The sequence below is a fragment of the Kitasatospora sp. HPM-01-4 genome, from assembly GCF_051374625.1.
GTDB lineage: Bacteria > Actinomycetota > Actinomycetes > Streptomycetales > Streptomycetaceae > Kitasatospora.
Genome location: NZ_JBPQGP010000005.1, coordinates 8962075 through 8988012, shown reverse-complemented (window position 1 = coordinate 8988012; position 25938 = coordinate 8962075). Strand labels below are relative to the sequence as shown.

Sequence of the window (25938 nt, the reverse complement as noted above, 5' to 3'; positions counted from 1 at the left end):
TCCCCCAGGGGCTCTACGAGCCCGAGCCCGGTTCACGGAGCGCATCGAGCGCGTCGGCGCACCGACTCCTCGCGCGGTGCCCGTGGACGGGTGCCCGGCGGGGGCGAGGCATGCTCTCGAGTGGCCTTTCCCCGGGCCCCGGCTAGTCTCACATAGAGGGACATGTGTTCCTCGCCGCCTGTCGGTTCGCGGGGTCGGAAGGGATTCTCCTCTCGACCCCCGAGCCCTGACAGGGGCCCCTGCGGCGGTGCCGGCCGTTCACGCCCCGGCGGCCCCGGGGCTGACCGCAGTCCGTGTGAGCGTTTCCCCGCTCGGGTTGTCGGCCGTCTGGCGCGGTCGGTGCCGGTCGGCGGCTGCCAGCCGCCGGTCGGCCTCCTCCACTCGGTGTACCGGCCGAGGCGGCAGCCCTTGTGCCCGCCACCGTCTCATCGCTGGAGTGCACATGACCAACATCATGCCGGTCGATGGCATCACTGCCGACCCCGAGGCCCGCGACGCGGCCGACCTGGTCATCCGCAACGGCCGTATCCACACCGGGGACCCGGCCCGGCCCGCCGCCTCGGCCCTGGCCGTTCGGGGCGGACGCATCACCGCGGTCGGCGACGACCGTGACACCGCGCCCTTCGTGGGGCCCGGTACCCGGGTGGTCGACGCGCTCAACCGGCGGGTCGTCCCCGGGCTCAACGACTCCCATCTGCACGTCATCCGCGGCGGCCTGAACTACCTGCTGGAACTGCGCTGGGACGGGGTCCCCTCGCTGCGCGCCGCCCTGTGGATGCTGCACGAGCAGGCCGAGCGCACGCCACCGGGCGAGTGGGTACGGGTGGTGGGCGGCTGGACCGGCGAGCAGTTCGCCGAACGCCGCCTGCCCACGGTCTCCGAGCTGAACGCTGCCGCGCCGGACACGCCCGTCTTCGTCCTGCACCTGTACCAGTCGGCTCTGCTCAACCGGGCGGCGCTGCGGGCGGTCGGCTTCACCAGGGACAGCGTGGCGCCCCCGGGCGGCCAGATCGTCCGCGACCACGCGGGAGAACCCACCGGTGTGCTGCTGGCCGCCCCCGCCGCCGGCCTGCTGTACGCCACACTGGCCAAGGGCCCCACGCTGGCCCCCGAGGACCAGCTCGGCTCCACCCGCCACTTCCTGCACGAGCTCAACCGGTTCGGCCTCACCAGCGCCATCGACGCGGGCGGCGGCTTCCAGAACTTCCCCGAGAACTACGCGACGGTGATGCGGCTCGCCGAGCAGGGGCTGCTGACCCTGCGCATCGCCTACCACCTGTTCCCGCAGACCCCGGGCCAGGAGCTGGACGACCTGCGGCGGTGGACGACCACGTCCCACCCGGGCGACGGGGACCAGTGGCTGCGGCTGAACGGCGCCGGCGAGACCCTGGTCTGGTCCCCCTCGGACTACGAGAACTTCACCGAGCCGAGGCCGCTGCGCCCGCAGCGGGCCGACGGCGAACTGGAGGCCGCCGTCCGCCTGCTGCTCGACAACGGCTGGGGCTTCCGCCTGCACGCCACCTACGAGGAGACCATCCGCGCCGATCTGGACGTCTTCGACAAGGTGGCCGCCGACGGCGGCTTCCCCCGCGGCGTCCCGTGGTTCTTCGACCACGCCGAGACGGTCTCCGAGGCCAGCCTGGACCGCATCGCGCGGATGGGCGGAGCCCTGTCCGTCCAGAACAGGATGATGTTCCAGGGCAGCGCCTTCCTCGACCGCTACGGAGCCGCCCGGGCCGCCGAGGCCCCACCCATCCGCCGGGCCCTGGACCGCGGGCTCCTCGTCGCCGCCGGCACCGACGCCACCCGGGTCTCCAGCTACAACCCCTGGCTGTCCCTGGAGTGGTTGGTGCGAGGGCGCACCATCGGCGGCCGGCCGCTGGCCTCGCCGGACAACCGGCTCGACCGCGCGACGGCACTGCGCCTGTACACCGCGGCCGGCGCCGCGCTCACCGGAGAGGGTGACATCAAGGGACTGCTCAAGGAGGGCCACTACGGCGACCTCGCGGTGCTCTCCGAGGACTTCTTCTCCGTCCCCGCCGGCGACATCTCCCACATCGAGTCGCTGCTGACCGTCGTCGGCGGGCGGATCGTGTACGCCGCCGGCGAGTTCGAGGGCCTCGCCGCACCCCCGCCCGACGTCCACCCCGACTGGAGCCCCGTCGCCCACTTCGGCGGCTACCACCGCACCCCACCGCCGAGCACACCCTCGGGAGTGCGCCAGGCCCAGGCGGTGGTGGAGGCCGCCGCGCAGTCCGAGGAGCACCGCCAGTGGCGCCTCGCCCGCGGCTGTGCCGCCGACGGTTCGCGGACCTCCGACATCTCCGACCCCTGCTTCATTTCCTGATCGATCGTCAGCCTCCTTGTTTGGACCGTCAGTTGAGAGGTGCTGCACCATGGCCGATGTCCGGAACGCCAAGGCCGATCCCGCTTCCTCACTCCTCACCCCGCAGAACAGCGTCCTCGTGCTGGTGGACCATCAGCCGCAGATGTTCTTCGGCACCACCAGCGCCGACCGCGGTGAGATCATCAACGCCGCTGTGGGCCTGGCCAAGGCCGCCAAGGCCTTCGACGTCCCGGTCGTCCTGACCACCGTCGCGGCAAAGACCTTCTCCGGTCCACTGCTCGCCCCGCTCGCCGACGCCTTCCCCGACCAGAAGCCCATCGACCGGACCACGATGAACTGCTGGGAGGACCCCAGAGTGGTCGACGCCGTCAAGGCCACCGGCCGTCCCAAGATCGTGATGGCGGGCCTGTGGACCGAGGTGTGCATCGCGCTCGCCTCCCTGTCCGCCACCGAGCAGGGCTACCAGGTCTACGTCGCCACCGACGCCTGCGGCGGCGTCTCCGTGGCGGCCCATGAGAACGCCATCCGGCGCATGACGCAGCACGGCATCGTGCCGACGACCTGGCTGACCACCCTGCTCGAATGGCAGCGCGACTGGAGCCGCACCGAAACCTACGAGGCCGTGATGGACATCGTGCAGCAGCACGCCGGAGCCTACGGGCAGGGCGTGGTCTACGCACACTCGATGTTCCAGGAACCGGCCGCCGTCAGGTGACCGCGTTCGCAGGATCCGGGGGCCCGTTGCGACGGGCCCCTTTGTCCGTGCCCGGACGCACCGGCGGGAACGCACCAGAAGGGATCGGGCCGTATGAACGCACCGACAGCCGGCGGCACGGCCACCGGGTCGACCTGGCAGCCGCTGGCCCTGCCAGTGTTCCGCGCCCTGTGGCTGGCGCAGTTCGTGTCCAACATCGGCGGGTGGATGCAGACGGTCGGCGCCCAGTGGCTGATCACCCAGCAGTCCGGATCCGCCGGGCTGGTCGCCCTGGTGCAGACCGCGGCCAGCCTGCCGATCCTCCTGCTGGGCATCCCCGCCGGAGCCCTGGCCGACATCGTCGACCGGCGCCGGCTGCTGCTCTGGGCCCAGGTCATGATGCTCTCCGCCGCCGCGCTGCTCGCCGCCCTGACCGTCCTGGGCCACATCAACCCCTACGGCGTACTGTCGCTGACCTTCCTGCTCGGCTGCGGTACCGCGCTGATGAACCCCGCCTGGCAGGCCATCCAGCCCGAACTGGTGCCCCGCGCCCAGATCCCGGCCGCCGCCACCCTCAGCGGCGTCAACATGAACCTCGCCAGGGCCGTCGGACCGGCCCTCGGCGGCCTGGTGGTCGCCGTGCTGGGCCCCGGCGCCGTCTTCGCCGTCAACGCACTCACCTTCCTGGCCACCATCGGCGCGCTGGCCGCCTGGCACCGGCGCACCGCGACGCGGGCGATGCCCGCCGAGCAGATGGTCCCGGCGCTGCACGCGGGCTACCGCTACGTACGCAACGCCCCCCGTATCCGCCGGGTGCTGGCCCGCACGCTGCTGTTCGTCCCGGCAGCAGCCTCCCTGTGGGCGCTACTGCCGGTCGCCGCCCGGCAGTTGCTGGGCCTGGGCGCCGGCGGCTACGGCCTGCTGCTCGGCGCGATCGGGGTCGGGGCCGTACTGGGCGCGGTGTTCCTGCCGAAGGTCCGCAGCCGCTGGTCCAGCAACACCGCGCTCGCGGGCGGTGGCCTGCTGTTCGCCGCCGCCCTGGCCCTGCTCGCCCTGGTGCGCACGCCCTGGGCCGCCGGGGTGGTCCTGCTGTTCGCCGGTGTCGCCTGGGTCGGTGTCCTGTCCACACTCAACGCGCAGATGCAGGTCACCGCGCCGGAATGGGTCCGTGCCCGCGCCCTGGCCGTCTATCTGACCGCCTTCCAGGGCGCGATGGCCATCGGCTCCGCCGTCTGGGGTGCCATCGCCGACATGGTCGGTCTGGAGGCGGCCCTGCTGGTCTCCGCGGTCGTCCTGGCGGCCGGCTCACTGGTCGGATGGCGCCTGGTGGTACCCGACTCCACCCTCGACCGGTCCCCGTCACTGCACTGGGCGACGCCCACCATGGTGCTGGAACCCACCGAGGCCGAGGGCCCCGTTCTCGTCACCATCGAGTACCGCGTCCCCGCCGACCGCGCCGACGCCTTCGTCCAGGCCATGGGCCCCGTCGGCCGCTCCCGCCTGCGCACGGGCGCGCTGGACTGGAACCTCTACCGCGACGGCGCCGACCCCGACCGGTACCTGGAGACCTTCCTCGTCTCCTCCTGGGACGAGCACCTGCGCCAGCACGGCGGGCGACTCACCGCCTACGACCACGAACAGGAGGAACTGGCACGCTCCCTGCTGGAGCCCGCACACACCTTCCGGGTCTCCCACTACCTCCCCGCACGGGCCCGCACCCGTACCTGAAGACGGCCCGGGCGCCGCTTCCGGCTCGCCATGCCCCGTCCACGAAGGATCCGTTCATGCCTCCCGAGCCCTCACAACCCGGTCCCCAGGCGCCCTCCGCAGCCCCCGCCGCCGCCGCGTCGACGGCGACGATCGCGACGATCGCCAGAAACAGCGCCCTGGAAGGCCTCCTGACGCTCGTGCTGCTCTTCGGAGTCGCCACGATCGTGCGCTGGGTCGTGGGGCCCTCGCCCGTCTCCCGTGCCGTCCCTCAGATCCATCTGCAGCTGCTGATCGTCGGGGTGTGCGTGGGCCTCCTGCTGACCGGCCTGATCCTGAGCCGGCCGGGGCGGATCTCAGGAGGGCACATCAACCCCGCGATCTCGCTTGCCATGTGGCGCTTCGGTGTGTTCCCCCTCACGGCCGTCGTCCCCTACGCGGTGGCGCAGCTGCTCGGGTCGGTGCTCGGGGTGCTGGCGGCGCGCGCCGTGTGGGGACGGGCGGTTCAGGATCCTCCGGTGGTCGACGCGGCGTTGCAGCCCGGGCCGGGCTGGTCGGCCGCCGAGCTGGCGGTCGCGGAGACCGTCGCCATGGGCGTCATCGTCTACCTCGTCGGGTACTTCCTGCAGGTTCCCAGGCTCTTGCCACTCGTTCCCTGGCTGGTCGGGTTCCTGATCGGGGCCGCCATCGCCCTGCTGGGCACCACCACCGGCGGGTCGGTCAACCCGGCGCGCCAGTTCGGCCCCGCGGTGGTCTCCGGACAGCTCGGCTTCCTGTGGGTCTACCTCCTCGCACCCCTGGTGGGTTCCGTGATCGCGGCCTGGCTCCTGAACAGGAGGTGCCGCGCCGTACTGACCCACCGGCTGTGCGGCGATCACCCCGACGGCCCGCGCCCGCAAGGGTGACGGCGGCCTGCGCGCGGGGCGCCACCGCTGCCGCCGCGGGCCGGTTCCGGGCACGGTTCCCGTGGTGTCCGCCGTCGGCTGAGCCCTTCCTAGCCGGGATGTCCGCCCGGGGCGAGCCGCCGGCGCGGGGGTTGCGCGACGGATGCGCGGCCCGTCGGGAGCTGATCTAGCCTCCAGATGTGTGATCGAAGCCGCGCGGTTCACGGAACGGAACGGGCGGCGGCCCGCCGGAGGGCGGTTCCCCTGCGACCGATCACCGTCTTCCTCTGTCACGGCCACCGCCGAACTCCGGGTGCAGCACCACTGAGCTGGGCTCCCGACTCGAAGGGGTGTCTTCCCATGAGGTACCGCGTCATCGCGTTCCTGGTTCCCGCGACGGTGGCCGCCACCGTGCTCCCCACTCCCGCCTCCTCCTCGGCGCACGTCCCGCTCAGTGGGTGCGGCCCGCGGCCCGCCGCCTCCCGCCTCGCCGTCGGACCCCAGTACGACACCACCCATGTCTACGTCGAACACGGCAAGGTCCCTGCCTTCAGCGCGAGTTGGAAGGCGACCTTCGGCGGTTCCAGCACGGCCGTCTCGACCACCACCGTCACGCCCACACCCAGCCGGACCGAGTCGGAACTCGTCTTCTCACCGGTCGGCACACTGTCGGTGTTCGACTTCCAGACCCCGCTCCCGTACCCGTTCGGGACGGAGCGCACCGGCTGGCTCATGAAGGACTTCGACAAGGGCGTCCAGAGGGCCAAGGACAGCGGCGCGTCCCTGCTCGTCGCGCCGTTCCCCGACCCGATCGGCCGCGACGCCGTCATCCAGTTCCCCGGTGGCGTCAACACCCAGATCTACTGGCACACCACCCCGCCGTCCTACCCGCCCCTGACGACCGTGCCGGAGAACAGGGTCTACCTCCCGAACGACACCCTCGACGCGTTCCTGTGCGCCTACCTGAAGTTCACCGGCGGCACCGTCACCTCCGACGACGCACACGCCGACGCCGCCGGCATCGGTATGCCCGGGGGCACCTACCGCCGTATCAGGACCTCCTCCGAGTTCGGCGACACGCTCATCACCGTGACCGACGGCCACCTGCCCTACCCGTTCGGACGGGAGGTCACCGGATACCGGGTGGCGCGCCTCGGCGAGAACCTCGACAGGGCCAAGGCCGCGGGAGCGAAGGTGCTGTGGGGCCCGCACTCCTCCACCGACCGCGACAGCGCCATCGTCGAGTTCCCCGGCGGCTACATCGCGGAGATCCACGACACCGCCGGCCGCGGCGCGGCCCACGGCGCGGCCGGGAAGAACCTGCCGTCCCCGAACGGGGATTCCGGCAGAACCCGACAGCCCCACAAGTAGCGGGCCCCGAGCGACCGCCCTGGAAGGCCACCGGGCCCGCGGACGACGGCGTCGCTCTCCGTACGCTTCCCCCAGTCCAGGAGGGCACCTTGCGCGCAAGACTCGGCTTGGTCCTGATGTTCGTGACCGCGAACATCCTGACGTCGGCCACCGGCTGCTCGCCGGCCTCGACGCGGGAGGCGGGAGTGGGTCCGGTGGCGACGTCGAGGCCCGGTGTCGGCGCGGTCCCCGGCCCCTCGCCGATGCAGCGGGCGGCTCCGTCCTCCGATCCGGTGCGAGGCACGTTGCTCCAGGCCCCGGCGCTTCCCGGAGCACAGCCGATCTCGGGCAACGACCGGGTGTACACCGCCGATCAGGACTCCAACACGGTCAGCGTCATCGATCCCGCGACCAACACGGTGCTGGGCACCATCGCCCTCGGCCAGCCGCGGATGGCCCCCGGCGCGGATGTGCTGGGGGCCATGTACGACGGCGAGATCAACGTGCACGGCCTGGGCTTCTCCCGGGACGGCAGGTGGCTGGACGTCATCGACGTGACCACCAACGCCGTGCACGTCATCGACACCGCCACCAACCAGGTGGCGCGCACCGTCTACGTGGGCCGGGCGCCGCACGAGGGGTTCTTCTCCCCCGACGGCACCCGGTTGTGGGTGGCGGTCCGCGGTGAGGACTACGTCTCGGTGATCGACTGGCAGGCCGGCCGGGAGGTCGACCGGATCCACACCGAGGACGCGCCGTCGAAGGTGGTCTTCAGCCCGGACGGCAGGCTCGCCTACGTCAACCACCTGCGCGCCCAGGTGCTGGACGTGATCGACGTGGCTTCCCGGCGGATCGTCAGGCGGGTGCCCATCCCCGAGGAGGCCGGGGGCTCGTCCGACGAGGCGATCTCACCCGACGGCAGGGAGATCTGGCTGGGTATGCCCACCAACGGCCGGACCACCGCCGTGCTCAACACCGGCACCTACCGGGTGGAGGCGGTCCTGCGCACCGGGCCGCGCACCAACCACCCCAACTTCGTCACGGTCGGCGGGGTCGACTACGCCTACCAGACCGTGGGCGGGCTGAACGAGACCCTGGTCTACCGCCGGTCGCGTGACGGGAGGGCGCCGGCACTCGTGAAGACCATCCACGACAACGGTCACGGATCCCACGGCATCTGGCCGAGCCCCGACAACACCAGGGTCTACGTCGCCCTGCAGAACTCCGACGCGGTCGACGTCATCGACACCAGGACCATGTCCGTCATCACGACCCTTCACATCGGCCAGTCGCCGATGGCGCTGGTGTACGTGGCGCGCGGCGCTCCGGCCACCACGACCCGGAACCTGGGCCGGCAGGGTCTGGGCATGCGTACGCGGAACCTGCCCCTGGAGGTCCACGGCACCTCCGGCAGCGGTACGGCGCTGATCCGGGCGCTGCCCGGCATCGATGAAGTCGACATCGGTGCGACGGGGCTGCCGCCCAACCAGCTGTTCACCGCCTACGCCGGCGACGGCACCCGCATGACGGCGCTGATGTCCATGACGAGCAACCAGTCGGGCGACATCGACGAGGGGTTCTCGTACTCCTACTTCTTCGCCAACCACTACGGCTCCGTCGTCCTCAAGCCGGGCGCTCCACACTGACCGGCACCCCGCCCTGGCGGGTTGGTGCGCTCCAGGTCGAAGAGCAGTCGTTCGATGTCGGTCATCAGCGATCCGTAGACGTGCCAGGCACCCGGTTCGGCCAGCGTGCCGCGCCTGATCTCGTCGGTCATCGTCCTGTGCCAGGTCGTGGCGTCGTCGATCGCATGACGCAGCGGCCCGCACACGTTGTCCGGGTCGGAGCCGATGGTCCGCCCGGGGGCGGCGAACGAGTTCATCGCGTCTCCGGCCGCTTCCAGGGTCGCCGCGTACCGGTCGAGGAAGAGCCGGCTCAGGCCGTGACCGGCGTACCGGCCGTCGACGCTGTCGGCCAGTGTCCGTGCGATGCCCCGGACCTGGAAGGAGACCCGGTGCAGGGCGCGCAGCACCTCGCCGTGGGCCGACGGATTCCGTTGTCCGTGGATGAAGCACCGCGTGTTCCAGCGCAGGCTCTCCTGGCCCTGGCGTACGTCCTCCTGCGCCTGGGCCACCAGGTCGTCGAGGTGTCTGCCCTGCTCCAGCCACAGGTGGGCGCGGTCGGTGTGCCGGCGCTCGCGCAGTCCGCGGCCCATGTCGCCGAGCAGTTCCCCCATGGCCGTGGCGAGTTCGCGTACCGAGGTGTCGGAGGCGTCGAGGTGCAGCGGCGGGAGGATGAGGGCGTTGACCGCGATTCCCGTGACCGCTCCGGTCAGGGTTGCCAGGGTCAGTGTGACGACGTGGCCCACGGGGACGGCTGTCGCCGCCGCCAGGGTGAGCACCGCTGTCGAGGCGATCTGCAGGCGGCTTTCGGAGCCCGGACGGCCGCCGGCGACCAGCGCGATCGCGGGGATCGCGGCGACGCTTCCCGCGGCCGGGCCGAGCAGCCAGATGACGAACACCGCCAGCGACAGGCCTGCGGTCCTGGCGGCTACGCTGCGCAGCGCCTGCGTCACCGATCGGTAGATGGTCGGGGCGTTGACCATGGCCAGGGCGGTTGCCACGGCGAGGTACTGCTGCTGTCCGGGGAGCCACCACGAGGCGGCCTGCCAGGCGAACAGGGCCGCGACGAGCCCCTTCACGCTGCGGGTGAGGGCGGTGGGCGGCTGTCCCGGGAGTGACGGCCGCCAGGCGCGCGGCAGCCGCAGGGCACGGCTCGGCACGTTCCGCCACCGGGGGGTGGCGGTCTGATGTGGCACGAAGGCCGGGGCTCTCACGTCTCTGCTCCTGCTTCGTCTACTGCTCCGCCCGCTGCGGCGGTGTGACCCGTACCGGGATCGAGCGAGGCCGCCGCACGGAAGCGTCCTTGGCCCCGGGGCGGGATCTCGGTCGCTGCCCGGCGGCCGGCGCGACAGCCCGGCGCCCAGGTCGTATCCGTCGGCTTGCCGGCCGGCGGGCGCCGGTCGACAGGCGCGGCTCCGGCCACTCCGTTTGATCTGCGCAGCCGTTCACGCCGTGACCCTCTGTACCGGTTGCGGCGCTGTGATGGCGGGTGCGCGTGCCGTGGGCGCCGCAGCCCGACCGGACGCCGATGTCCGGCCAGGCTGCGGCGTGAGCGGAGCGGCTCGGGGCCGCGCGGTGTGCCGGCTGCCGCGCGTTCCCGCCCCGAGCCGTCACCGGTCAGCGGAAGATGTGCGGGTTGAACCCGTAGACGTCGATGGTCTCGACGATCCGCCAGCCGTTGTCCCAGAGGTAGAACTGGTGGCCGTCGTAGCGGTACCGCCGGTCGTGGTCGTTGGAGTACCAGTAGCTGCCCTGGCGCTCCCAGAGGCGGTAGCCGTCGTAGCGGCCGGCGTACCCGTCGCTGTACCAGTCGTAGCGGTCGCCCTGGTGGTCTCGGACCTGGAAGGCGACCGGGGAGGGGGAGACGGCCGCGCCGTGGTGGGCGGCCGGGGCCTGTGCGGCCGAGGCGCTACCGCCCGCGAGCAGGAGCGCGCCGAGCGTCGCGGCGAGCAGACCGGCCGCGGTGGCGGCCCGTCGTCCGAGGGACTGATTCATGATCTTTCCTCCTTGATCGGCCCGGAGCCGTGGAGATCGATGGCTCCGGACGGCGCCCCACTGTGGTGGAGCGAGATCGACGCTACCCGCAAATATGTTGAACGTTGTACATCTTGATCTGTGGGGTATGTCATGCCGACCGAGAAGGCGGACGGGGGAATAACGGGCGGGGCAGTCGCGTCACCCGCGGCACCCATGAAGGCGCCCCCGACAGGCGTGGCACCGGCAGGCAGGCCCATCACGACGGGAGCCACGGACGCGCACAGCCGGGAGCTCTCCCGGCTGTGCGCGGGCCCGCCTCCCGGCCGACGCGGCGTCGGCAACCCCGAGTCCTCGTCCTCTCAGCTGATCAACCACCGTGAGGCAAAGGGAGGTTGATGGATGTCGCAGCCGGCCTCCCCGCCACCGGCCTACCAGCGCTACACCGGGACCCGGGACGCGGCGGACGCCTCGACGGTGCGCGGTTCGGCGGCCGTGTCGAGGACGGGAGCGGTCCGGCGCGAGGAGAAGGAGATCACGGCGAGGCTGGCGAGTGCGAGGGCGGTCACGGCGGTGAGCATCACGGTGTAGGAGGCCAGCGAGGAGAGCGCCGCCAGGATGGCGGGCAGCAGGAATCCCGAGTAGCACAGGGCGTAGTAGACACCGGTGATGCCGGCCAGGTCGTCCGGGGTGACCATGCGCTGGATCTCCATCAGGCCGGAGACGACCCCTATCCCGTAGGCGGCTCCGAGGAAGACCGCGCCGCCGAGTCCGAGCAGCGGCGAGCGGACGGCCGCGTCGCCGACGCAGACGGCCATGCCGCAGGCCATCAGGACCATGGAGACGATGACGCCGCGCGCCGAGGAGAGGGAGTCCAGGCGCTTGGCGAACGGCTGGACCAGCGCACCGGTGCCGAGCGTGAGGACGGTCAGCAAGGTGGCGTAGGCCAGGGACCAGTGGCCGAGCCGGTCGCCGACCAGCTGGGGGGTCACGGCGTAGGCCACGCCGGCCGAGCCGAACACCCACGGAGCCATCGGGAGGATCACGCGCAGGAAGCGGCGGTGCCCGGCCGCGGGAACCTTGAGGTCCGCCCACAGGCTCTGGACGGCGACGGTGCGGGCGCGTGTCTCCACGGCCCTCGGCAGCAGCAACAGGGCGGGTGCGGTGACCAGGATGTGGGCGAGGTACGGGGTGACCATGGGCCAGGGGCCCCACTGGGCGAGCGTGCCGGCCGCACCTGCGCCGAGACCGAAGCCGAGGGTCAGCGCGAGGGAGGCGCGCCGCGCCCCGGCACCGGCGTCGGCGGCCGGGTCGTACGGGGCCTGGGAGAGCTCCTTCACCCAGCTCGTGCCGACCGCCATCGCGATGCCGACGGCTATGCCGGCGAGGAGGCGTCCGAGGTAGATGGGCAGTTCGCCGACGGTCCCTCCGCACAGGACACCACTGGCGGCGAGCGAGGCCACCACTGCGGCGATCATCAGCGGACGGCGACCGTAGCGGTCCGAGGCCGCCCCGCCCACCAGCAGTCCGGGGACGAGCCCGAGGACGTAGGCCGCCAGGAAGGCGTCGACGGTGACTTCCGAGTAACCGCCCAGGTGTCGGTACATCAGCAGCAGCGGGGTGAACTGGTTGCCGCCCCACCCGCAGCAGAGCATGGCGACGGCCGCCGGCAGCCACGGCCTCCCCCTGCCGGATGGCGCGGCAGGACGGGCGGACGGCCGCCGGGTGGTGCTCATGGTGGTGCTGCTCCTTGTCGGATGGTGGTCCCGGCGGTCCGTCGGGGTGTTCACGCGGGTCGGTGACGGCTTCGGAGGGGGTCGCGGAAGGATCAGTGGCCGGTCACGGTGCGGTGGGCGTCCAGGTGTGCTCGCAGGGCCCCGGTGAATCCCTCGGCGTCGCGGGCCGCGATGCGCTCCACGAGCGCGGTGTGTTCGTCGACCAGCGAGGCCAGTCGCTCCGGCTGCACCTGGAGCAGCTGCACGGCCATGCGGCGCTGACGGTCGCGCAGCGTTTCGTAGAACCGTTCGGCGAGCGCGTTGCCGGAGGCCGTCACGATGCCCCGGTGGAACGCCTCGTCCGCTTCCGCGAAGGCCGCGACGTCGGCCCGGAGGGCGGGCTCGCGCTGGAGGTCGATCAGTTCGGACAGGCGCCGCAGCAGCTCGGTGAGGGGCTCCGCGCGGCGGGTGATCCGGCGTACGGCGGTGCTTTCGAGCGCCTCGCGCAGTTCCAGGACGTCCTCGGCCTCTCCCGGCCCCACCGGTACGACGACGGCCCCGCGCTTGGGGAAGAGCTGGAGCAGTCCCTCGGCCTGCAGCCGCAGGAAGGCCTCACGGACCGGGGTGCGACTGAGCGAGGTGCGCTCGGCGATCTCACCTTCGCTGATCAGACTTCCGCCGGGGAGCCGGCCGCTGAGGATGAGGTCTTTGGTCAGCTCGTACGCGCGGTCCGCTGCCGGGATCCGGGCGGGGGGCGGGGTGTCGGCCATGGATCAACCGTAACACCATAGATACAAGCTTAGATACATGAGCCCTCGCGACCCGGCGGACCACGCAGACCAGGCAGGACGGGCCTGCCATAACGGGGAGGGTGTCGGCGAGGACCGGGAGCACCTGGAAGGCCGTGCCGGCGTGTCAGAAGCCGGGCCTGAACGCACTGGAGGGCCTGGGCGGTTGCGCGGAGCGACCGTGACTACGATCGGACGAAGGCGGCCCGAAGCGTCATATCGACAGGAGCGAGCAGTTGAACACCTATCAGACCCGCGTCCCGGTCACCGGCGGCAGCGACTTGTGGGCCGAGCGGGCCGGCGCCGGCACTCCTGTCGTCCTGTTGCACGGCGCCGGTCATGACAGCCGGCTGTGGGACGCCGTGTTCCCTGAACTGGCCCGGCATCACACGGTGATCCGCTACGACGCCCGGGGCCTGGGACGGTCGGCACCCTCGACCTCCTCCTTCTGGGACGTCGAGGACCTGCGCGCCGTCCTCGACCACTTCGGCCTCGACGTCGCCGCGATGGCCGGGCTGAGCATGGGCGGCGAGGCAGTACTGGACTTCGCGCTGGCCTACCCCGAGCGGGTCAGCGCCCTGGCGCTGATCGGGGCATCGGTCAGTGGCCACACCTGGCCGGACAGCCCTGAGCTGTCGGCCTACGCGAAGGCACGCCGCGATCGTGACACCACACGGCTGGCGGAGCTGGAACTGTCCATCTGGGCAGCCATGGGTGCCCAGGCCCCCGGCGGCGGACTGATCACGGCCATGGTGGACCAGAACGCCGAACGACGGGTCGCCTGCGAATCCCTCGCGCTCTACCCGGAACAGGATGCCGTTTCCCGCCTGGACCGGATCAAGGTGCCGACACTGGTCGTCCACGGCGACCGGGACCACCCGGAGATCGGCACGATCGCCCGGCGACTCGCCGAGGACATCCCCGACGCACGCCACGAAACCGTCCAGGACGCCGACCACTACCTGCCACTGCGCACTCCCGGGCGCCTCACCGAACTACTCCTCGCACACCTGGGCTGACACCACAGGCCCCGGCGAACCACGGAACGCTCCGCCCGATCCGGGCGAGAGCCGATCCTTTCCGTCCGGTACCCGGTACCTGACCGCGCCGGGACCGGCACGCATCGCCGTCCCGCTGCTGTGAGCGCAGACCTTTACAACGCCGAAAGGTCGTCTTCAGGTACACCTGATGACATGCGTGTACTGATCGTGGAGGACGAGGAATTCCTGGCGGAGATGATCGCCGAGGGGCTGCGGCGCGACGCCCTGGCCGTCGACGTGGTCCACAACGGCCAGGACGCGCTGGATCGGCTGCGCCTCGGAGACTACGAGGTGCTCGTTCTCGACCGTGACCTGCCCGGTGTGCACGGGGACGAGGTCTGCCGCAGCGTCGTCGAACAGCGGCTGTTGACCAGGGTGCTGATGCTCACCGCCGCGGGTTCCGTACGCGACCGCGTCGACGGCCTGGACCTGGGCGCGGACGACTACCTCACCAAGCCGTTCGCCTATGAGGAACTGCTGGCCCGGGTGCTGGCACTGGGCCGCCGCGCCCACCCGGCCCTGCCCCCGGTGCTCGAACGTGCGGGCATCACCCTGGACACGGCCCGCCGCCAGGCCTTCCGGGACGGCCGCCACCTCGCGCTCTCCCGCAAGGAGTTCGGAGTACTGGAAGTGCTGATGCGCGCCGAGGGCGCGGTCGTCAGCGGCGACGACCTGATCGAGCAGGTATGGGAGGAACACACCAGCTACCGCACCAACGCCGTACGGGTGGCCCTCAGCAAACTCCGCGCCAAGCTCGGCGAGCCCCCGGTCATCGAGACGGTGCCTGGCCACGGCTACCGCATCGACGGCCCGGTACGAGACGCATCCGGCTCCCGGTAGGGAAACGGGCCGCGTTCGCCGTCAGCTCGGCGGCGCCGGCCTGGCGGGTGGCCGCGCGGGAGCGAAGGGCAGCCGGTCAGGCCGCGGGGACGGGCTGCAGCCGGTAGGCGTCCCCATGCGTGATCACACGGCCGGCGGTGGGCGGCGCGAAGTGGGTGCCGAGGAGGAGGGCGCCGGTGTCGGCGAGGGAGCCGAGCAGCTTACGGCGCGTGGCCTCGGACTGCCGCGGGTCGATGTCGACGCAGGCGCCGATGGCCGGGTGGGCGAGCTGGACCGGGTGGTGGACGCAGTCGCCGGTGATCAGTGCCGTCTCACCCCGGCTGGTCAGTTCGACGGCGATGTGGCCGGGGGTGTGGCCGGGCGTGGGGATCAGGCGCAGGCCCCGGGCGATCTCTAGGCCCTCGACCGGGACGTCGATCGCGTCCAGCAGCCCCGCCTGCTCGAGGGGGATCACGGAGTCGCGGAACATCTGCTTGCGCGCTTCCTCCATGTCGTACCCGGCCCAGAACTCCCGCTCGGTGCGGGAGGTGAGGTAGCGGGCGTTGGGGAAGGTGGGGATCCATTCGCCGTTCGCCTCCCGCGTGTTCCAGCCGACGTGGTCGGCGTGCAGGTGGGTGAGGATCACCAGGTCGACGGAGTCCGGGGGGAAACCGGCGGCGGTGAGACGCTCCAGGAAGTCGGTCCGCAGGTTGTGCCAGGCCGGGTTGGCCCGCTCCTTGCCGTTGCCGATGCCGGTGTCGACGAGTACGCGCAGCCCGTCCACGACCAACGCGAAGCTGTGGCTGTCGAGGTGCAGGATGCCTTCGTGGTCGGCGAAGTGGGGGTGCAGCCAGTCCTGGCCGGTCACCACCTCGGGGGTGGCGTCGGGCAGCAGCCACGGTCCGGTCGCGGGCGGCAGGAGGATCTCGTCGACGCGGTGGACGGTGACGTCGCCCACGGTCCAGGAGGGGACGGAGCTGGCGGGGGAGGTCTGCATGGTCGGTTGCTTCCTCTGTTCTCTTCAGCTGTTCTCTTCAGCGGAGGTGCTCGTCTGCGGGGTGGAACGGGGCCGCTCTGACTCCTTCCCGGCAAACGCAACATGTTTGCTTTAAGTCACCGTAGAACCTACAGTCGATCTAAAGCAAACCGTTAGCTTTTGGCGTGGGGTGCTCCACCGCTCCACCCCTGACGCAGGAGAGAACATCCATGTCCTCCGCTGAACTCACACCGCCCGAGGCCGCCCGCTGGGCCACCCGTGCCGGTCTTCCACTGCCCGACGACCGCCATGCCGCGGTCGCGGCCACCGCCAACCACATCCACTCCGTCGTCGCGGTCCTGCGGGAACTGGACTTCGGGGACACCCCGCCCGCCGGCGCCTACCGCGCGGGAGAGGAGGAGCACGATGCAGCCGTATGAGCTGTCCCTCGCCGCCGCCGCGGAGGCGATCGGGGCCCGGCGACTGTCCCCCGTCGAGCTGGTGGACTCCGTCCTCGACCGCATCGAGCAGGTGGAGCCGCACCTCGAGGCCTATGTCACGGTCACCGCGGAGCGGGCGCGCCGGGCGGCGCGCGAGGCCGAGCGCGAAGCGGCTCAGGGCTACTACCGGGGGCCGCTGCACGGCATCCCGATGGGACTCAAGGACCTGATCGACGTCGCCGGATCGGCCACCACGGCCAGCTCCCGGGTCCGCGCCGACCACCGCGCGCAGGCCGACAGCACGGTCGCCGCGCGCCTGAGGGCCGCCGGCGCGGTCCTGCTCGGCAAGACGCACACCCACGAGTTCGCCTACGGCCTGACCACCCCGCAGACCAGCAACGCCTGGGACCGCGGCAGGGTCGCCGGCGGGTCCAGCGGCGGGTCCGCCGTCGCCGTCGCCTCGGGCACGGCGACCTTCGCCCTGGGCACCGACACCGGCGGATCGATCCGCGTGCCCGCCGCACTCAACGGGGTCGTCGGCCTCAAGCCGACCTACGGCCTCGTCCCCCGCCACGGCGTCACGTCCCTGTCCTGGTCGCTGGACCACGTCGGCCCGATCACCCGAACCGTCGAGGACGCGGCCCTGGTCCTGACCGCCCTCACCGGGCACGACCCGCGCGACCCCGCCTCGCTGGCCGCCCCCGCCGTGGACTACCGGCCGGGCGCGGACACGGACCTCACGGGGCTGCGCGTCGGCCTGCCGCGCAGCTACTACTTCGACCACGTCGACGCGGAGGTGGAGGCCGCCGTCCGGCGCGCCATCGGGCAGTTGGAGGCACTCGGCGCACAGCTCGTCGAGATCGACATCCCGATGACCCGCTACATCAAGGCCACCCAGTGGGGGCTGATGGTGCCGGAAGCCACCGCCTACCACGAGGGCACCCTGCGTACGGTCCCCGAGCTGTACCAGGCGGACGTCCGCATCCTCCTCGAAGCCGGCGAGCTGATGACCGCCGGGGACTACCTGCGCGCCCAGCGCTCCCGGACGCTGATGCAGCGCGAGTGGGCCCGCATGCTGGAGGAGGTCGACGTGATCGCCGCCCCGACGGTGCCGATGACCGCGGTCAAGGCCGACGAGGAGACGACCACCTGGCCCGACGGCACGACCGAGAGCATCTCCGACGCTTACGTGCGTCTCTCCTCCCCGGCCAACATCACCGGGGTGCCCGCTCTGTCCGTCCCGGTCGGCCACGACACTGCGGGCATGCCGATCGGCATGCAGCTGCTCGGCCGGCCCCTCGGGGAACGCACACTGCTGCGGGTCGGTCACGCCTACGAGCAGACCCAGCCCGCCCGAGCGCTCGCGCCGGTGGCCTGAGAGTGGTGCGTGGGTCGGGCCGGAACCATCCGGCCCGACCCACACCCCGTGCGACTCCGGAGAGGACGAGGACCGGATGCCCACAGCGAGGCCGGACGGGCCCGCTAAACGCAAGGAATGTGCTTTAGGGTGGTCCCATGAGCCGTAAACAGATGGTGCGCCCCGGCGGGCGCAGCGCCCGGGTCCAGGCATCGGTGCACACCGCTGTGCGCGAACTCCTGTCGGAGGCAGGCCGCGACGCGCTGACGGTACCGCTGGTCGCCCAGCGCGCAGGAGTCACCCCCTCGACGATCTACCGCCGCTGGGGTGACCTGCAGGAGCTGCTATCGGATGTCGCGGTGGAGCGTCTGCGGCCCGACACGGCGCCGGAGGACTGCGGTGACCTGCTGTCCGACCTGACGGCCTGGGCCGAACAGTTCCTCGACGAGATGGCGTCCTCCTCGGGCCGCGCCTACATCCGCGATGCTCTGCTCGGCGACCCGGACGGCGGCAACGCCGGCCAGTGCTCGGCCTACGCGGCCGAACAGGTCGACGCCATTCTCGCCCGTGCGATCGCCCGCGAGGAGAAAACTCCCGCCGTCGAGGCGGTCATGGACCGCATCGTCGCCCCCCTGATGTACCGGATCCTCTTCCGCCCGGCCGGGCTCGACACCGCGTACGCGCGTCGGCTCGTGGCCGAGCTCCTTGACCCGGGTTCGGCGTGAACCCACGGGGCCACCGGCATGCGTCAGGCCGACGCATCCGCGGGTCCCCGCGAAACCGGAGGATGCCGAGGAATCCGAAGGACATCGGCGGAAACGACGGCCGGACGTCCCCGGGTCATGACGGCCGCCCGCCGAACCGCCAGTCGTGCACTTCGACGTCGGCGTACCTGCCCTGGGTCAGGATGGCGCGTGCCGTGTCCGGGTCCGGCGCCCGGAGCAGCACCGCCGCGCCCAGCCAGGCGGCACCGTTGTCGGAGAGCAGCGGCCCGTAGGCGATCAGCTCGTCCCGGTCGGCCGGCACGGCGAGGTCGGCGGCGAGAACAGGGCCGGCCTTCCACCACGCTTGGCACCCAGACGCCGGCCCCTTACCCGAGCGCGTGAGCGGAATGCTGCCATGCCACATACTCCAACGCATTCCCTGTCAAGTCAGCATGTTGAAGGTGGTCTCCGCGCTGTGAAGCTGGAGGGCTGCGAGTGGGCCGCCATCAACTGCGACAGCGCCACACTGGCGACGTTTCATGACGGGACTGGAGGAACGGCCCGGAAGGCGTGTCGCACCGTGTCACCGGTAATGCATATGGCATGACCGGTGGAGCGATTCGGGCGTACGGCCTCTACTACGGCTAAGGGCCTGGCCGGACTGGACGAACGCCAGGTCCGCTGCTGGAACTCCTGGCACCGCTGGACCACGCTGGCCATGCTCGCGCAGGCCTTCCTCGCCATCACCGCCGTCGTCGAACGAACCCTCAGCGACTCGCCTCCCAAGCTCGCCCCGCTGACCTGCCCCGAGATCCGACGCCTGTTCACCGTCCTGCTTCCGCAACCCGTCCGCGACCCCGCCCACCGGCTGCGATGGTCAGTATGGCGACGCCAATACCAAGCACGCGCCCGCGCTTGCCACTACCGGCGGCAGGCTGCCAACAACCATGAAGATCAAGATCTACAGCTGCCGTACTAGCGGACACCCTCCATGCTGGATTCGCAGCGTGGGACGTGGCAGACACAGAGATGAGCGATGCCCTCCCCGGATCCTGCTGGGGAGGGCATCGCTCATCTCAAGGCCGTACGGTTTTAGTACCCTCGCCAGGCTTCCGAAGTCTGGTTGGTGTAGATGTTCCAGACCTGCCAGTTGTTGACGCAGCCGCCAGGGAAGCCGTAGACACCGATGCCGCCGTCCAGGCACACGTTGTAAGTATCGTTGTGGAAGTTGATGAAGTGCTCCAGCCCCGCAGGGTTTCCAACGTTCTGCGCCGGAGCGGCGGTGATCATGGTCCAGACCTGATCCCAGTTGTTGCCACCGACCTCGCAGGTTTCCCAACGCGTACCGATCGAACCCTGGATCTGAGAGGGGCCCTGGCCCGCGACTCCCAGACACAGCGATCCGCTGGGGCCGTTGGTGATGATCTGGACGCGCGCGCTGCCATTAGCGTCCGGTTGCGCGCTCTCCAGCCGGATCCAGCTGGTGCCTCTAGCCATGCACCCGGGCACCGTCACGCCGCTGCTGCCCAGATCTGCGTATTCACCTGCCAAGCACTGCTGGGTGGCCTGGTTGACCATCTGGATGCTGGGGTTGTCCCAGTAGATCGCAGCGCTTGCCGTGCCGGTGGTGCCCAGCAGCAGCGCGAGCGCCGCCGTCAGAGTCGCGGCCAGCTTTACGAGGCGGCTGGACAGGAGTTTCCTGATCCGGATCAAGGCGCTTTCGCTGAGTTTGAGCATGCTTCCCCCCGATGGCGGCCTCGGTTGGGCCGCCGTTAGTCCGCACGACAGCTCACATGTGCTCGGGCCAGCCGGGTGAGTGCGAGCTCCATCGCTTGACCAGAGTCTCCAACACATCGTGTGGAGTGTCTAGTTGCACAGTGAAGCCGGCGTGAGGTTCCTCCTGATCTTGGACAGCGCGTCCTGATCGCGATCTACAGCTGGAGTACTAGCCTCCGCGTTTCGGTTGGGATCGGCTGAGTCGAATTGATGGTGTGGGCGGCGGTCGGATGATCGGCTGTGAGTGCTGGGCATGCCGAGTGCCCGATGCGGCGGCCGGTGTCTCCGGGGTCCTCGGGTCGCGGGTGGGCAGGGTTGTCGTATCGGTTCAGGTGATGGGTCGGGGCAAGGCCTGCAGTCGGGTGAAGGCGGTGACGAGATCGTGGCGCCAGGGCCAGGTGGCGGCGACCGCAGGTGTAGTCGGCGGGCGCCGCGGGTGATGCGCGCGGCGGCGTGCAGCAGCCGGTAGCGGAGCTTCTTCGGCTCGGCGGTGGCCAACTCTCCGTCGAGCAGGAGGACGTGAGTCCAGGCAAGCAGGTCGATTGCGGCTAGGGACAGCTCCAGCCACGCGGCGTTGATGGCGAAGTGGCGCGAGGGGAAACGGCCGAATCCGGTGGTCTTGCCGCAGCGGATCCGGTCCTCGATGCGGGCGTGCGCGCGGTGGCGGACCTCCAGCAGTTGCAGGGAGCCCTCGCCGTAGGGGGTGTCGGTGAGGAATACCTGGTGGCGCATGCCCTCGTCCAGGTCGAACAGGGACAGCTGGGCGCCGGGGTGCGGGCGTTCGCGGCGCACGATGATCCGGGTGCCCTCGGGCAGGCCCGGCAGGTCGACCAGTCCGGTCAGTTCGGCGACCTCGGCACCGTCACGCAAGGAGCCGTCCTGTTCGAGGGCGGGATGCCATACCTGGTCGGGCAGGTGGCGGATCGCCCGGCGGATGGGCTCGGTGATGGACCATCCGACCGAGAACGACGCACGGACGCCGCGCGAGCCCAGGGCGCGGATGTGGGCCAGGAAGGTCTTGGCAGAGCCGGCGGCGTCGGCGCGGATGAGGATCTCGGTGCCGTAGCGGTGGGCGTCGGGTATCTGGGCGAGCGCCGAGTCGAGCACGGCGATGTGGTCGGCGGCGGTGTTGGCCCCGGCGTTGCCCGGCCGCAGCACACCGGCCAGGGCCTCGCCCGTGTTGTCGAGGAAACACAGCAGCGGGTGGTAGCCGAAGCCGTGCTTGTAAGTCGGCGCCGCGTTCTCCTTCTCGGAGTGGCAGGTGACCAGGGTGGCGTCGATGTCGAGGACCAGGCCTGGCAGTTCGCGTCCGCCTGCGTGAGAAGCGGGGATGCCGTCGCGGGTCTCGCCAGCTTGCAGCCAGGCGATCTCGCGGGCGGCGGCGCGGGCCGCGCGCAACGCCTTGAGCGTGGCCGGGTCGATGCCAGCCAGTAGCCGCCAGGCGGTCGGGGTGGAGGCGACCGATCCGAAGACTTCGGGCTGGTCGCGCAGGAGGGCCAGGTCGGCGATCGCCTCGCCGCCGTCGGCGAGCATCACCGCCAGGTCGACGGCGATCCGGCCCGGTTCGTGGCCGGTGCCGCGCGGACGAAGCCGACGCAGAGCATCGCTGAAGGCACTGGCGAGGCCGGTGACGTCGGCGAGATCGGCTAGCAGGCGGGATCCGGCGTGGCTGACAACCCCGCGCCCGTCGGTGGAGACGACGAGCCGGGGGCGTGACCCGGTGGTGTGCACGTAGACAGTGCCTTCCTGCTGGCCGACGGAGGCGTTGGACAAGCCGCATGGTCCCAGCTCAGAAGGCTCTTTCGCGTTCCGGTCGCGATACGGACACCGCGACACCCGACATCGGACCCACCGGCAACGGCGGCGGCAGCACGTTCGCGCTACTACCGTTCCGACTGTCTATAGTGTACATATACAGCTGGAGAGGAACGGAGGGACCGTCATGCGGGTGGTGTTGTCCAACAGTTCTGGCTTGCCGCTCTATCAGCAGATCAAAGAGCAGATCGGCACGGCCATTTTGTCGGGGGAACTCGCCGAGGGCGGCGCCCTGCCCTCGGTGCGCGCCCTCGCTCGTGATCTGCGGATCAGTGTCATCACCACCACCCGCGCCTATGCCGAGCTAGCCGCCGAGGGGTTCATCGCCACAGTCCCCGGCAAGGGCGCCTACGTCCTGCCGCTGGATTCGGCGCTCGTGCGCGAGCAACTGCTGCGCCAAGTGGAGGAAGGCCTGCAGACCGCCCTGGACGCCGCCCAGCGGGCCGGCCTCGACCGCGAGGATCTGATCCGGATCCTGGACGGGTTGATGCAGGCCGACCACGAACACGCCTGAGATCAGGAGGATCCATCAGTGCACAACGATCTCGCGTTCACCCTGCGTGGCGTGGGCGCCGACGTGGGCAACGGCTTCGCGTTGCGCGATGTGAGCTTCGAACTGCCCACCGGCTACGTGATGGGCCTCATCGGCGCGAACGGCGCCGGCAAGACCACGACGATCCGCTGCCTGCTGGGCATGCGCGGGATCGACACCGGCGAGATCGAACTGCTCGGCCACCGCGTGCCCGGCCCGGTCGCGCTGCGCCAGGACGTCGGGGTGGTGGTCGACCAGACCTACCTCGTCGGCGACTGGCGGCTGGCCGGGGTCGAACGCGCCCTGCGCCCCTTCTACGACCGCTGGGACGGCGACCGCTACCGGCAGTTGCTTGAGGAGTTCGGCCTCGATCTGCAGGCGAAGGTCAAGGACCTGTCCCGTGGCATGGCGATGAAGCTGATGATCGCGGTGGCGCTGTCGCACCGGGCGCGGCTGCTCGTCTTCGACGAGCCGACCAGCGGCCTGGACCCCGTCTCCCGCGACGAACTCGTCGGCATCATTGGGGACTTCCTGCTCGACGAGGGGCACAGTGTCCTGTTCTCCACGCACATCACCTCCGACCTGGACCGCATCGGCGACTACCTGACGCTCGTCCATGACGGCCGAGTCGTCCGGACCGGACCCAAGGACGAGATCCTGGAGGCCTACCGGGTCGTGCGCGGCGGCCCGGACGATCTGAGCGACCTCGTCGGCGTCGAGCTTATCGGCGCCCGGCGGACCTCGACCGGGGCGGAAGCTCTCGTACGCACCGAGGAAGCCGACTTTCTCGGCGGGGGCGTCCTCGTCGAGGCGCCCACCCTCGAGGAGATCGCCATCCACATCGGATCGCCGTCCATGAAGCCGGCTACCCACCGGAACGGTCACCGCGGAGGGATCGCATGACCGCCGTCGCCCGCATGGCCGTGCTGCACCTGCGGACTGTCGCACCGTACAGGACCCAGGGCCTCCTGGTGTTCGGACTAATGGTCCTGGTGCTCGCCCGCAACCCCGTCGGTCTCGTACCGGCGCTCGCGCTGCTGCTCGCCCCGCTGGTCGCCGTCCACCCGTTCGTGGTCGCCGACAAGACGGGCCTGGAAACGCTGTACGCCGTCCTGCCCGTGCCGCGCCGCACGGTGCTGCTCGGGCACTACGCCTGGGCCCTGGCGAGCTTTCTCGCCACCGTCACCACAGGTTCGGCTCTGACCGTTCTCCTCGCGCAGGCCGACGGCGTGCCGCTCAGCGGTCGTACCCTGATAACACTGCTGACGCTGTCCTGGGCGCTGTTCACGGTCAACATCGCGATCCAGTTCCCGTTGCTGATCAGGTTCGGGTACGCGCGAATCAGCGTGCTGGGCACCACGCTGCCGCTGGCGCTGATCATGCTGACCGTCTTCCGGCTGCATCTGACCATCGCGTCGATCCAGGTCTGGCTGCCGCTTCTCTGGGCGGCCGGCGCGGCCGCGATAGTGACGTCCGCGGCCCTGGCGGCGCACGCGCCAAGGCCACAGGCATAGCACGACTCGGGCCGCCGCCAGCGAGATCGGCCAGCAGCCGGGGTTTCGCATGGTCTCGGAGAGACCGTCGCCTTCTTCTGGCGCTTCGCCTTCGGGGCAGGCGTCTGCTACATGCTGGTGTGGGGGCTGTTCACCGTCACGCTGCCGGCCTGGTCCGCTCACCTCGGACACGGCGTGGCGGGCACCTGGACGGTCCGGGAGGTCCAGTGCGGTACGGGCGACAACCCGAACTGCACCGCGCTGGGTGACTTCGTCTCCACGGACCTCCGGCTCACACGTGCCCACCTGTCGATGGACATCGACCGCTCGGTCATGCAGACGGGAAGGTCCTTCCCGGCCGTCGACGTCGGCAGGGATCATCTCTTCGAGCCGGGCGGGGGAAAGGCGTGGATCGGATCCTCCCTCGCGGCGGGCCTCGGTGTGGCGCTGCTCGGCCTGTGGATCTGGTGGGTGCCGATCCGGGACGGGAGGCGTCGCGGTTGGTCTCTCAGCCTCACCGAATCCCGCTTCGCGTAGCGCGCCGAGCGGCACGGTAGGCGCGGTCGGGTCCGACCCGGGCGAAGACTCAGCTACGGATCCCCGCCGCGTGCAGTCTGCGGCGCACCTCGTCCCATTCCGGTGTGATCGTCTCGGTCGTGCGGGAGCCGACGCCGCGGTTCTTGAAACCGCTGGAGGTGGAGATACAGACCACCGGCCCGCCGGGGTCTTCGATCGTGCGCAGTCCGGCGAGTGAGGCGGCACTCGAGAGCTCGGTCCAAAGCCCGTTGCGAGCAAGGGACTTGTGGGCGGCTTCGAGTTGCGCCTCGCTGAGTTCGAGGACGCGGCCGCCGCTGTCCTGGACGGCGACCACGCCGCGGTAGCCGCTGACCGGGGAGACGATGGAGTACGCCTCGGTCGGTTCGACGGTGACGTGTGCCGCGGGTGCGCCTTGTCGCATCGCCTTGGCGAGTGGCGCGGCCGCGGCCGGCTGGCAGGCGTACATCCGCGGCAGCCGCTCGGTCAGGCCGAGCCGCCGGAGTTCGGTGAATCCCTTCCAGATTCCGAAGATGAGCTCGCCGTACGCGGTGGGGACGAACACGGCCGCGGGGACGCCGATGTCCTGGTGGATCTCGTAGGCGATGGTCTTGTATCCCTCGGGGCCGAAGGCGTGACCGGTGTGGGTGGTGGTGAGGTTGCTGACCGGGTGCAGGCCCGTCCGGTCGACGATCTGCCGCATCAACGGCCACCTCGCTTCCCAGGGCACCGGCAGCACCACCGCGCCGTAGGCGTTCAGGAAGGCGTCGACGGCGGGGGGTGGTTCCGGGCCCGCGATGACGACACACCGCAGGCCGGCGCGGGCCGCGGAGGCGGCCGCGGACGCCCCGTGGTTGCCGGACGAGGCCACGATGACGCCCGGGGCCCCGATGGCGGCAGCGGCGCTGACGGTGCAGCGGTTCATCCGGTCCTTGTGGCTCCAGGTGGGGTTTCGCGACTCGTCCTTGATGAAGACTCCGGTCTCGATCTCGATCAGTGGCGTGCCGCCTTCACCCAGCCCCGGCGCGGCCAGCGGCGGAAGCAGCGGCGCCCAGCGGTCCAGCCCGTTGCCCCGCGCCGCTGCGCCGGGAGAGGCGAAGACGGCGGGGTCGGCCCGGTCGTAGGCGTAGTCGACCTCGACCGGGTAGGAGATGTCGTCGGTACTGGTTCTCGGACATCCGCTGGTCATGGGCGGCCACAGCGCATAGCTGACGGCGGGATCGCCCAGCGATCGCTGAAGGATTGCCAAAGAGCGCTCTGCTGCCATGGGTTGAGCCTATCGATCTGCTCATCGACGATGACCGTGCTCGGGCCGGAGCGAGCGGAGAAGGAGCGTTGATCCGCTCCCGGATCGCCGAGTCCTCACACAGC

At 70.8% G+C, this 25938-nt stretch carries 22 protein-coding genes and 3 pseudogenes; 16 read left to right on the top strand and 9 right to left on the bottom strand.

Going from position 1 to position 25938, the window contains the following annotated elements; genetic code table 11:
* The first annotated feature begins 442 nt into the window (after positions 1 to 442).
* The 6 genes from ACSMTC_RS38680 to ACSMTC_RS38655 all read left to right on the top strand — a co-directional run bounded on the left by ACSMTC_RS38680 (position 443) and on the right by ACSMTC_RS38655 (position 8628).
* A complete protein-coding gene (locus ACSMTC_RS38680) occupies positions 443 to 2347 on the top strand; it encodes an amidohydrolase (RefSeq protein ID WP_436564440.1) in 1905 nt (634 codons plus the stop codon).
* Positions 2348 to 2396: 49 nt separating this feature from the next.
* Positions 2397 to 3062: a hydrolase gene (locus ACSMTC_RS38675; RefSeq protein WP_436564439.1), complete on the top strand. Its 666-nt coding sequence runs from the start codon at positions 2397 to 2399 to the stop codon at positions 3060 to 3062.
* 93 nt (positions 3063 to 3155) lie between these two features.
* On the top strand, positions 3156 to 4769 hold the full coding sequence (locus ACSMTC_RS38670; RefSeq protein ID WP_436564438.1) for an MFS transporter: 1614 nt from the start codon (positions 3156 to 3158) through the stop codon (positions 4767 to 4769).
* 56 nt (positions 4770 to 4825) lie between these two features.
* A complete protein-coding gene (locus tag ACSMTC_RS38665; protein WP_436564437.1) occupies positions 4826 to 5653 on the top strand; it encodes an MIP/aquaporin family protein in 828 nt (275 codons plus the stop codon).
* Positions 5654 to 5992: 339 nt separating this feature from the next.
* The gene (locus ACSMTC_RS38660; protein WP_436564436.1) at positions 5993 to 7003 is read left to right on the top strand and encodes a glyoxalase; all 1011 of its coding nucleotides are present in this window, start codon (positions 5993 to 5995) and stop codon (positions 7001 to 7003) included.
* A gap of 89 nt (positions 7004 to 7092) precedes the next feature.
* Positions 7093 to 8628: a YncE family protein gene (locus tag ACSMTC_RS38655; RefSeq protein ID WP_436564435.1), complete on the top strand. Its 1536-nt coding sequence runs from the start codon at positions 7093 to 7095 to the stop codon at positions 8626 to 8628.
* Here ACSMTC_RS38655 and ACSMTC_RS38650 read toward each other — a convergent pair.
* From ACSMTC_RS38650 to ACSMTC_RS38635, 4 genes are all read right to left on the bottom strand, one after another.
* Positions 8589 to 9764: an FUSC family protein gene (locus ACSMTC_RS38650; protein WP_436564434.1), complete on the bottom strand. Its 1176-nt coding sequence runs from the start codon at positions 9762 to 9764 to the stop codon at positions 8589 to 8591. The genes ACSMTC_RS38655 and ACSMTC_RS38650 overlap by 40 nt on opposite strands.
* A gap of 457 nt (positions 9765 to 10221) precedes the next feature.
* A complete protein-coding gene (locus tag ACSMTC_RS38645) occupies positions 10222 to 10599 on the bottom strand; it encodes a hypothetical protein (protein WP_436564433.1) in 378 nt (125 codons plus the stop codon).
* 419 nt (positions 10600 to 11018) lie between these two features.
* Positions 11019 to 12314 carry an MFS transporter gene (locus tag ACSMTC_RS38640; protein WP_436564432.1) on the bottom strand — a complete coding sequence of 432 codons (1296 nt, stop codon included), beginning with the start codon at positions 12312 to 12314 and terminating at the stop codon, positions 11019 to 11021.
* Positions 12315 to 12406: 92 nt separating this feature from the next.
* Positions 12407 to 13063, bottom strand: a complete 657-nt coding sequence (locus tag ACSMTC_RS38635) for a GntR family transcriptional regulator (protein WP_436564431.1) — start codon at positions 13061 to 13063, stop codon at positions 12407 to 12409.
* A gap of 254 nt (positions 13064 to 13317) precedes the next feature.
* Here ACSMTC_RS38635 and ACSMTC_RS38630 point away from each other — a divergent pair, with 254 nt between their 5' ends.
* The gene (locus ACSMTC_RS38630; RefSeq protein ID WP_436564430.1) at positions 13318 to 14100 is read left to right on the top strand and encodes an alpha/beta fold hydrolase; all 783 of its coding nucleotides are present in this window, start codon (positions 13318 to 13320) and stop codon (positions 14098 to 14100) included.
* Between the two features lie 174 nt (positions 14101 to 14274).
* Positions 14275 to 14961: a response regulator transcription factor gene (locus ACSMTC_RS38625; protein WP_436564429.1), complete on the top strand. Its 687-nt coding sequence runs from the start codon at positions 14275 to 14277 to the stop codon at positions 14959 to 14961.
* Positions 14962 to 15037: 76 nt separating this feature from the next.
* On the opposite strand, the gene ACSMTC_RS38620 is transcribed toward ACSMTC_RS38625, so the two are convergent.
* Entirely contained in the window at positions 15038 to 15937 is a 900-nt protein-coding gene (locus ACSMTC_RS38620) for an MBL fold metallo-hydrolase (RefSeq protein WP_436564428.1), read from the bottom strand.
* Positions 15938 to 16146: 209 nt separating this feature from the next.
* Here ACSMTC_RS38620 and ACSMTC_RS38615 point away from each other — a divergent pair, with 209 nt between their 5' ends.
* From ACSMTC_RS38615 to ACSMTC_RS38605, 3 genes are all read left to right on the top strand, one after another.
* Positions 16147 to 16356 carry a hypothetical protein gene (locus ACSMTC_RS38615; RefSeq protein WP_436564427.1) on the top strand — a complete coding sequence of 70 codons (210 nt, stop codon included), beginning with the start codon at positions 16147 to 16149 and terminating at the stop codon, positions 16354 to 16356.
* Positions 16343 to 17734 (top strand): amidase, encoded by a 1392-nt coding sequence (locus tag ACSMTC_RS38610; protein ID WP_436564426.1) that lies wholly within the window; start codon positions 16343 to 16345, stop codon positions 17732 to 17734. Before ACSMTC_RS38615 ends, ACSMTC_RS38610 begins: the two co-directional genes overlap by 14 nt.
* A gap of 137 nt (positions 17735 to 17871) precedes the next feature.
* Positions 17872 to 18438: a TetR/AcrR family transcriptional regulator gene (locus ACSMTC_RS38605; RefSeq protein ID WP_436564425.1), complete on the top strand. Its 567-nt coding sequence runs from the start codon at positions 17872 to 17874 to the stop codon at positions 18436 to 18438.
* Positions 18439 to 18553: 115 nt separating this feature from the next.
* Here the strand turns inward: ACSMTC_RS38605 and ACSMTC_RS38600 are convergent.
* Positions 18554 to 18754, bottom strand: a pseudogene (locus ACSMTC_RS38600) (YciI family protein); the annotation flags it as partial.
* Positions 18755 to 19057: 303 nt separating this feature from the next.
* Here ACSMTC_RS38600 and ACSMTC_RS38595 point away from each other — a divergent pair.
* Positions 19058 to 19396, top strand: a pseudogene (locus tag ACSMTC_RS38595) (hypothetical protein); the annotation flags it as partial.
* Positions 19397 to 19509: 113 nt separating this feature from the next.
* On the opposite strand, the gene ACSMTC_RS38590 reads toward ACSMTC_RS38595, so the two are convergent.
* The gene (locus ACSMTC_RS38590; RefSeq protein ID WP_436564424.1) at positions 19510 to 20154 is read right to left on the bottom strand and encodes a hypothetical protein; all 645 of its coding nucleotides are present in this window, start codon (positions 20152 to 20154) and stop codon (positions 19510 to 19512) included.
* A gap of 367 nt (positions 20155 to 20521) precedes the next feature.
* Positions 20522 to 21924: pseudogene (locus ACSMTC_RS38585) on the bottom strand (IS1380 family transposase).
* Between the two features lie 211 nt (positions 21925 to 22135).
* Here ACSMTC_RS38585 and ACSMTC_RS38580 point away from each other — a divergent pair.
* From ACSMTC_RS38580 to ACSMTC_RS38565, 4 genes are all read left to right on the top strand, one after another.
* Positions 22136 to 22522, top strand: coding sequence for a GntR family transcriptional regulator (locus tag ACSMTC_RS38580; protein ID WP_436564423.1), 387 nt, complete (start codon positions 22136 to 22138; stop codon positions 22520 to 22522).
* An 18-nt stretch (positions 22523 to 22540) separates the two neighbouring features.
* Positions 22541 to 23443: an ABC transporter ATP-binding protein gene (locus ACSMTC_RS38575; RefSeq protein WP_436564422.1), complete on the top strand. Its 903-nt coding sequence runs from the start codon at positions 22541 to 22543 to the stop codon at positions 23441 to 23443.
* Positions 23440 to 24054 (top strand): ABC-2 transporter permease, encoded by a 615-nt coding sequence (locus ACSMTC_RS38570; RefSeq protein ID WP_436564421.1) that lies wholly within the window; start codon positions 23440 to 23442, stop codon positions 24052 to 24054. The genes ACSMTC_RS38575 and ACSMTC_RS38570 overlap by 4 nt, the downstream gene beginning before the upstream one ends.
* Before the next feature lie 111 nt (positions 24055 to 24165).
* Positions 24166 to 24570, top strand: coding sequence for a hypothetical protein (locus tag ACSMTC_RS38565; protein WP_436564420.1), 405 nt, complete (start codon positions 24166 to 24168; stop codon positions 24568 to 24570).
* Positions 24571 to 24619: 49 nt separating this feature from the next.
* Here ACSMTC_RS38565 and ACSMTC_RS38560 read toward each other — a convergent pair whose 3' ends face one another.
* Entirely contained in the window at positions 24620 to 25834 is a 1215-nt protein-coding gene (locus tag ACSMTC_RS38560) for a threonine synthase (RefSeq protein ID WP_436564419.1), read from the bottom strand.
* Positions 25835 to 25938 lie beyond the last annotated feature (104 nt).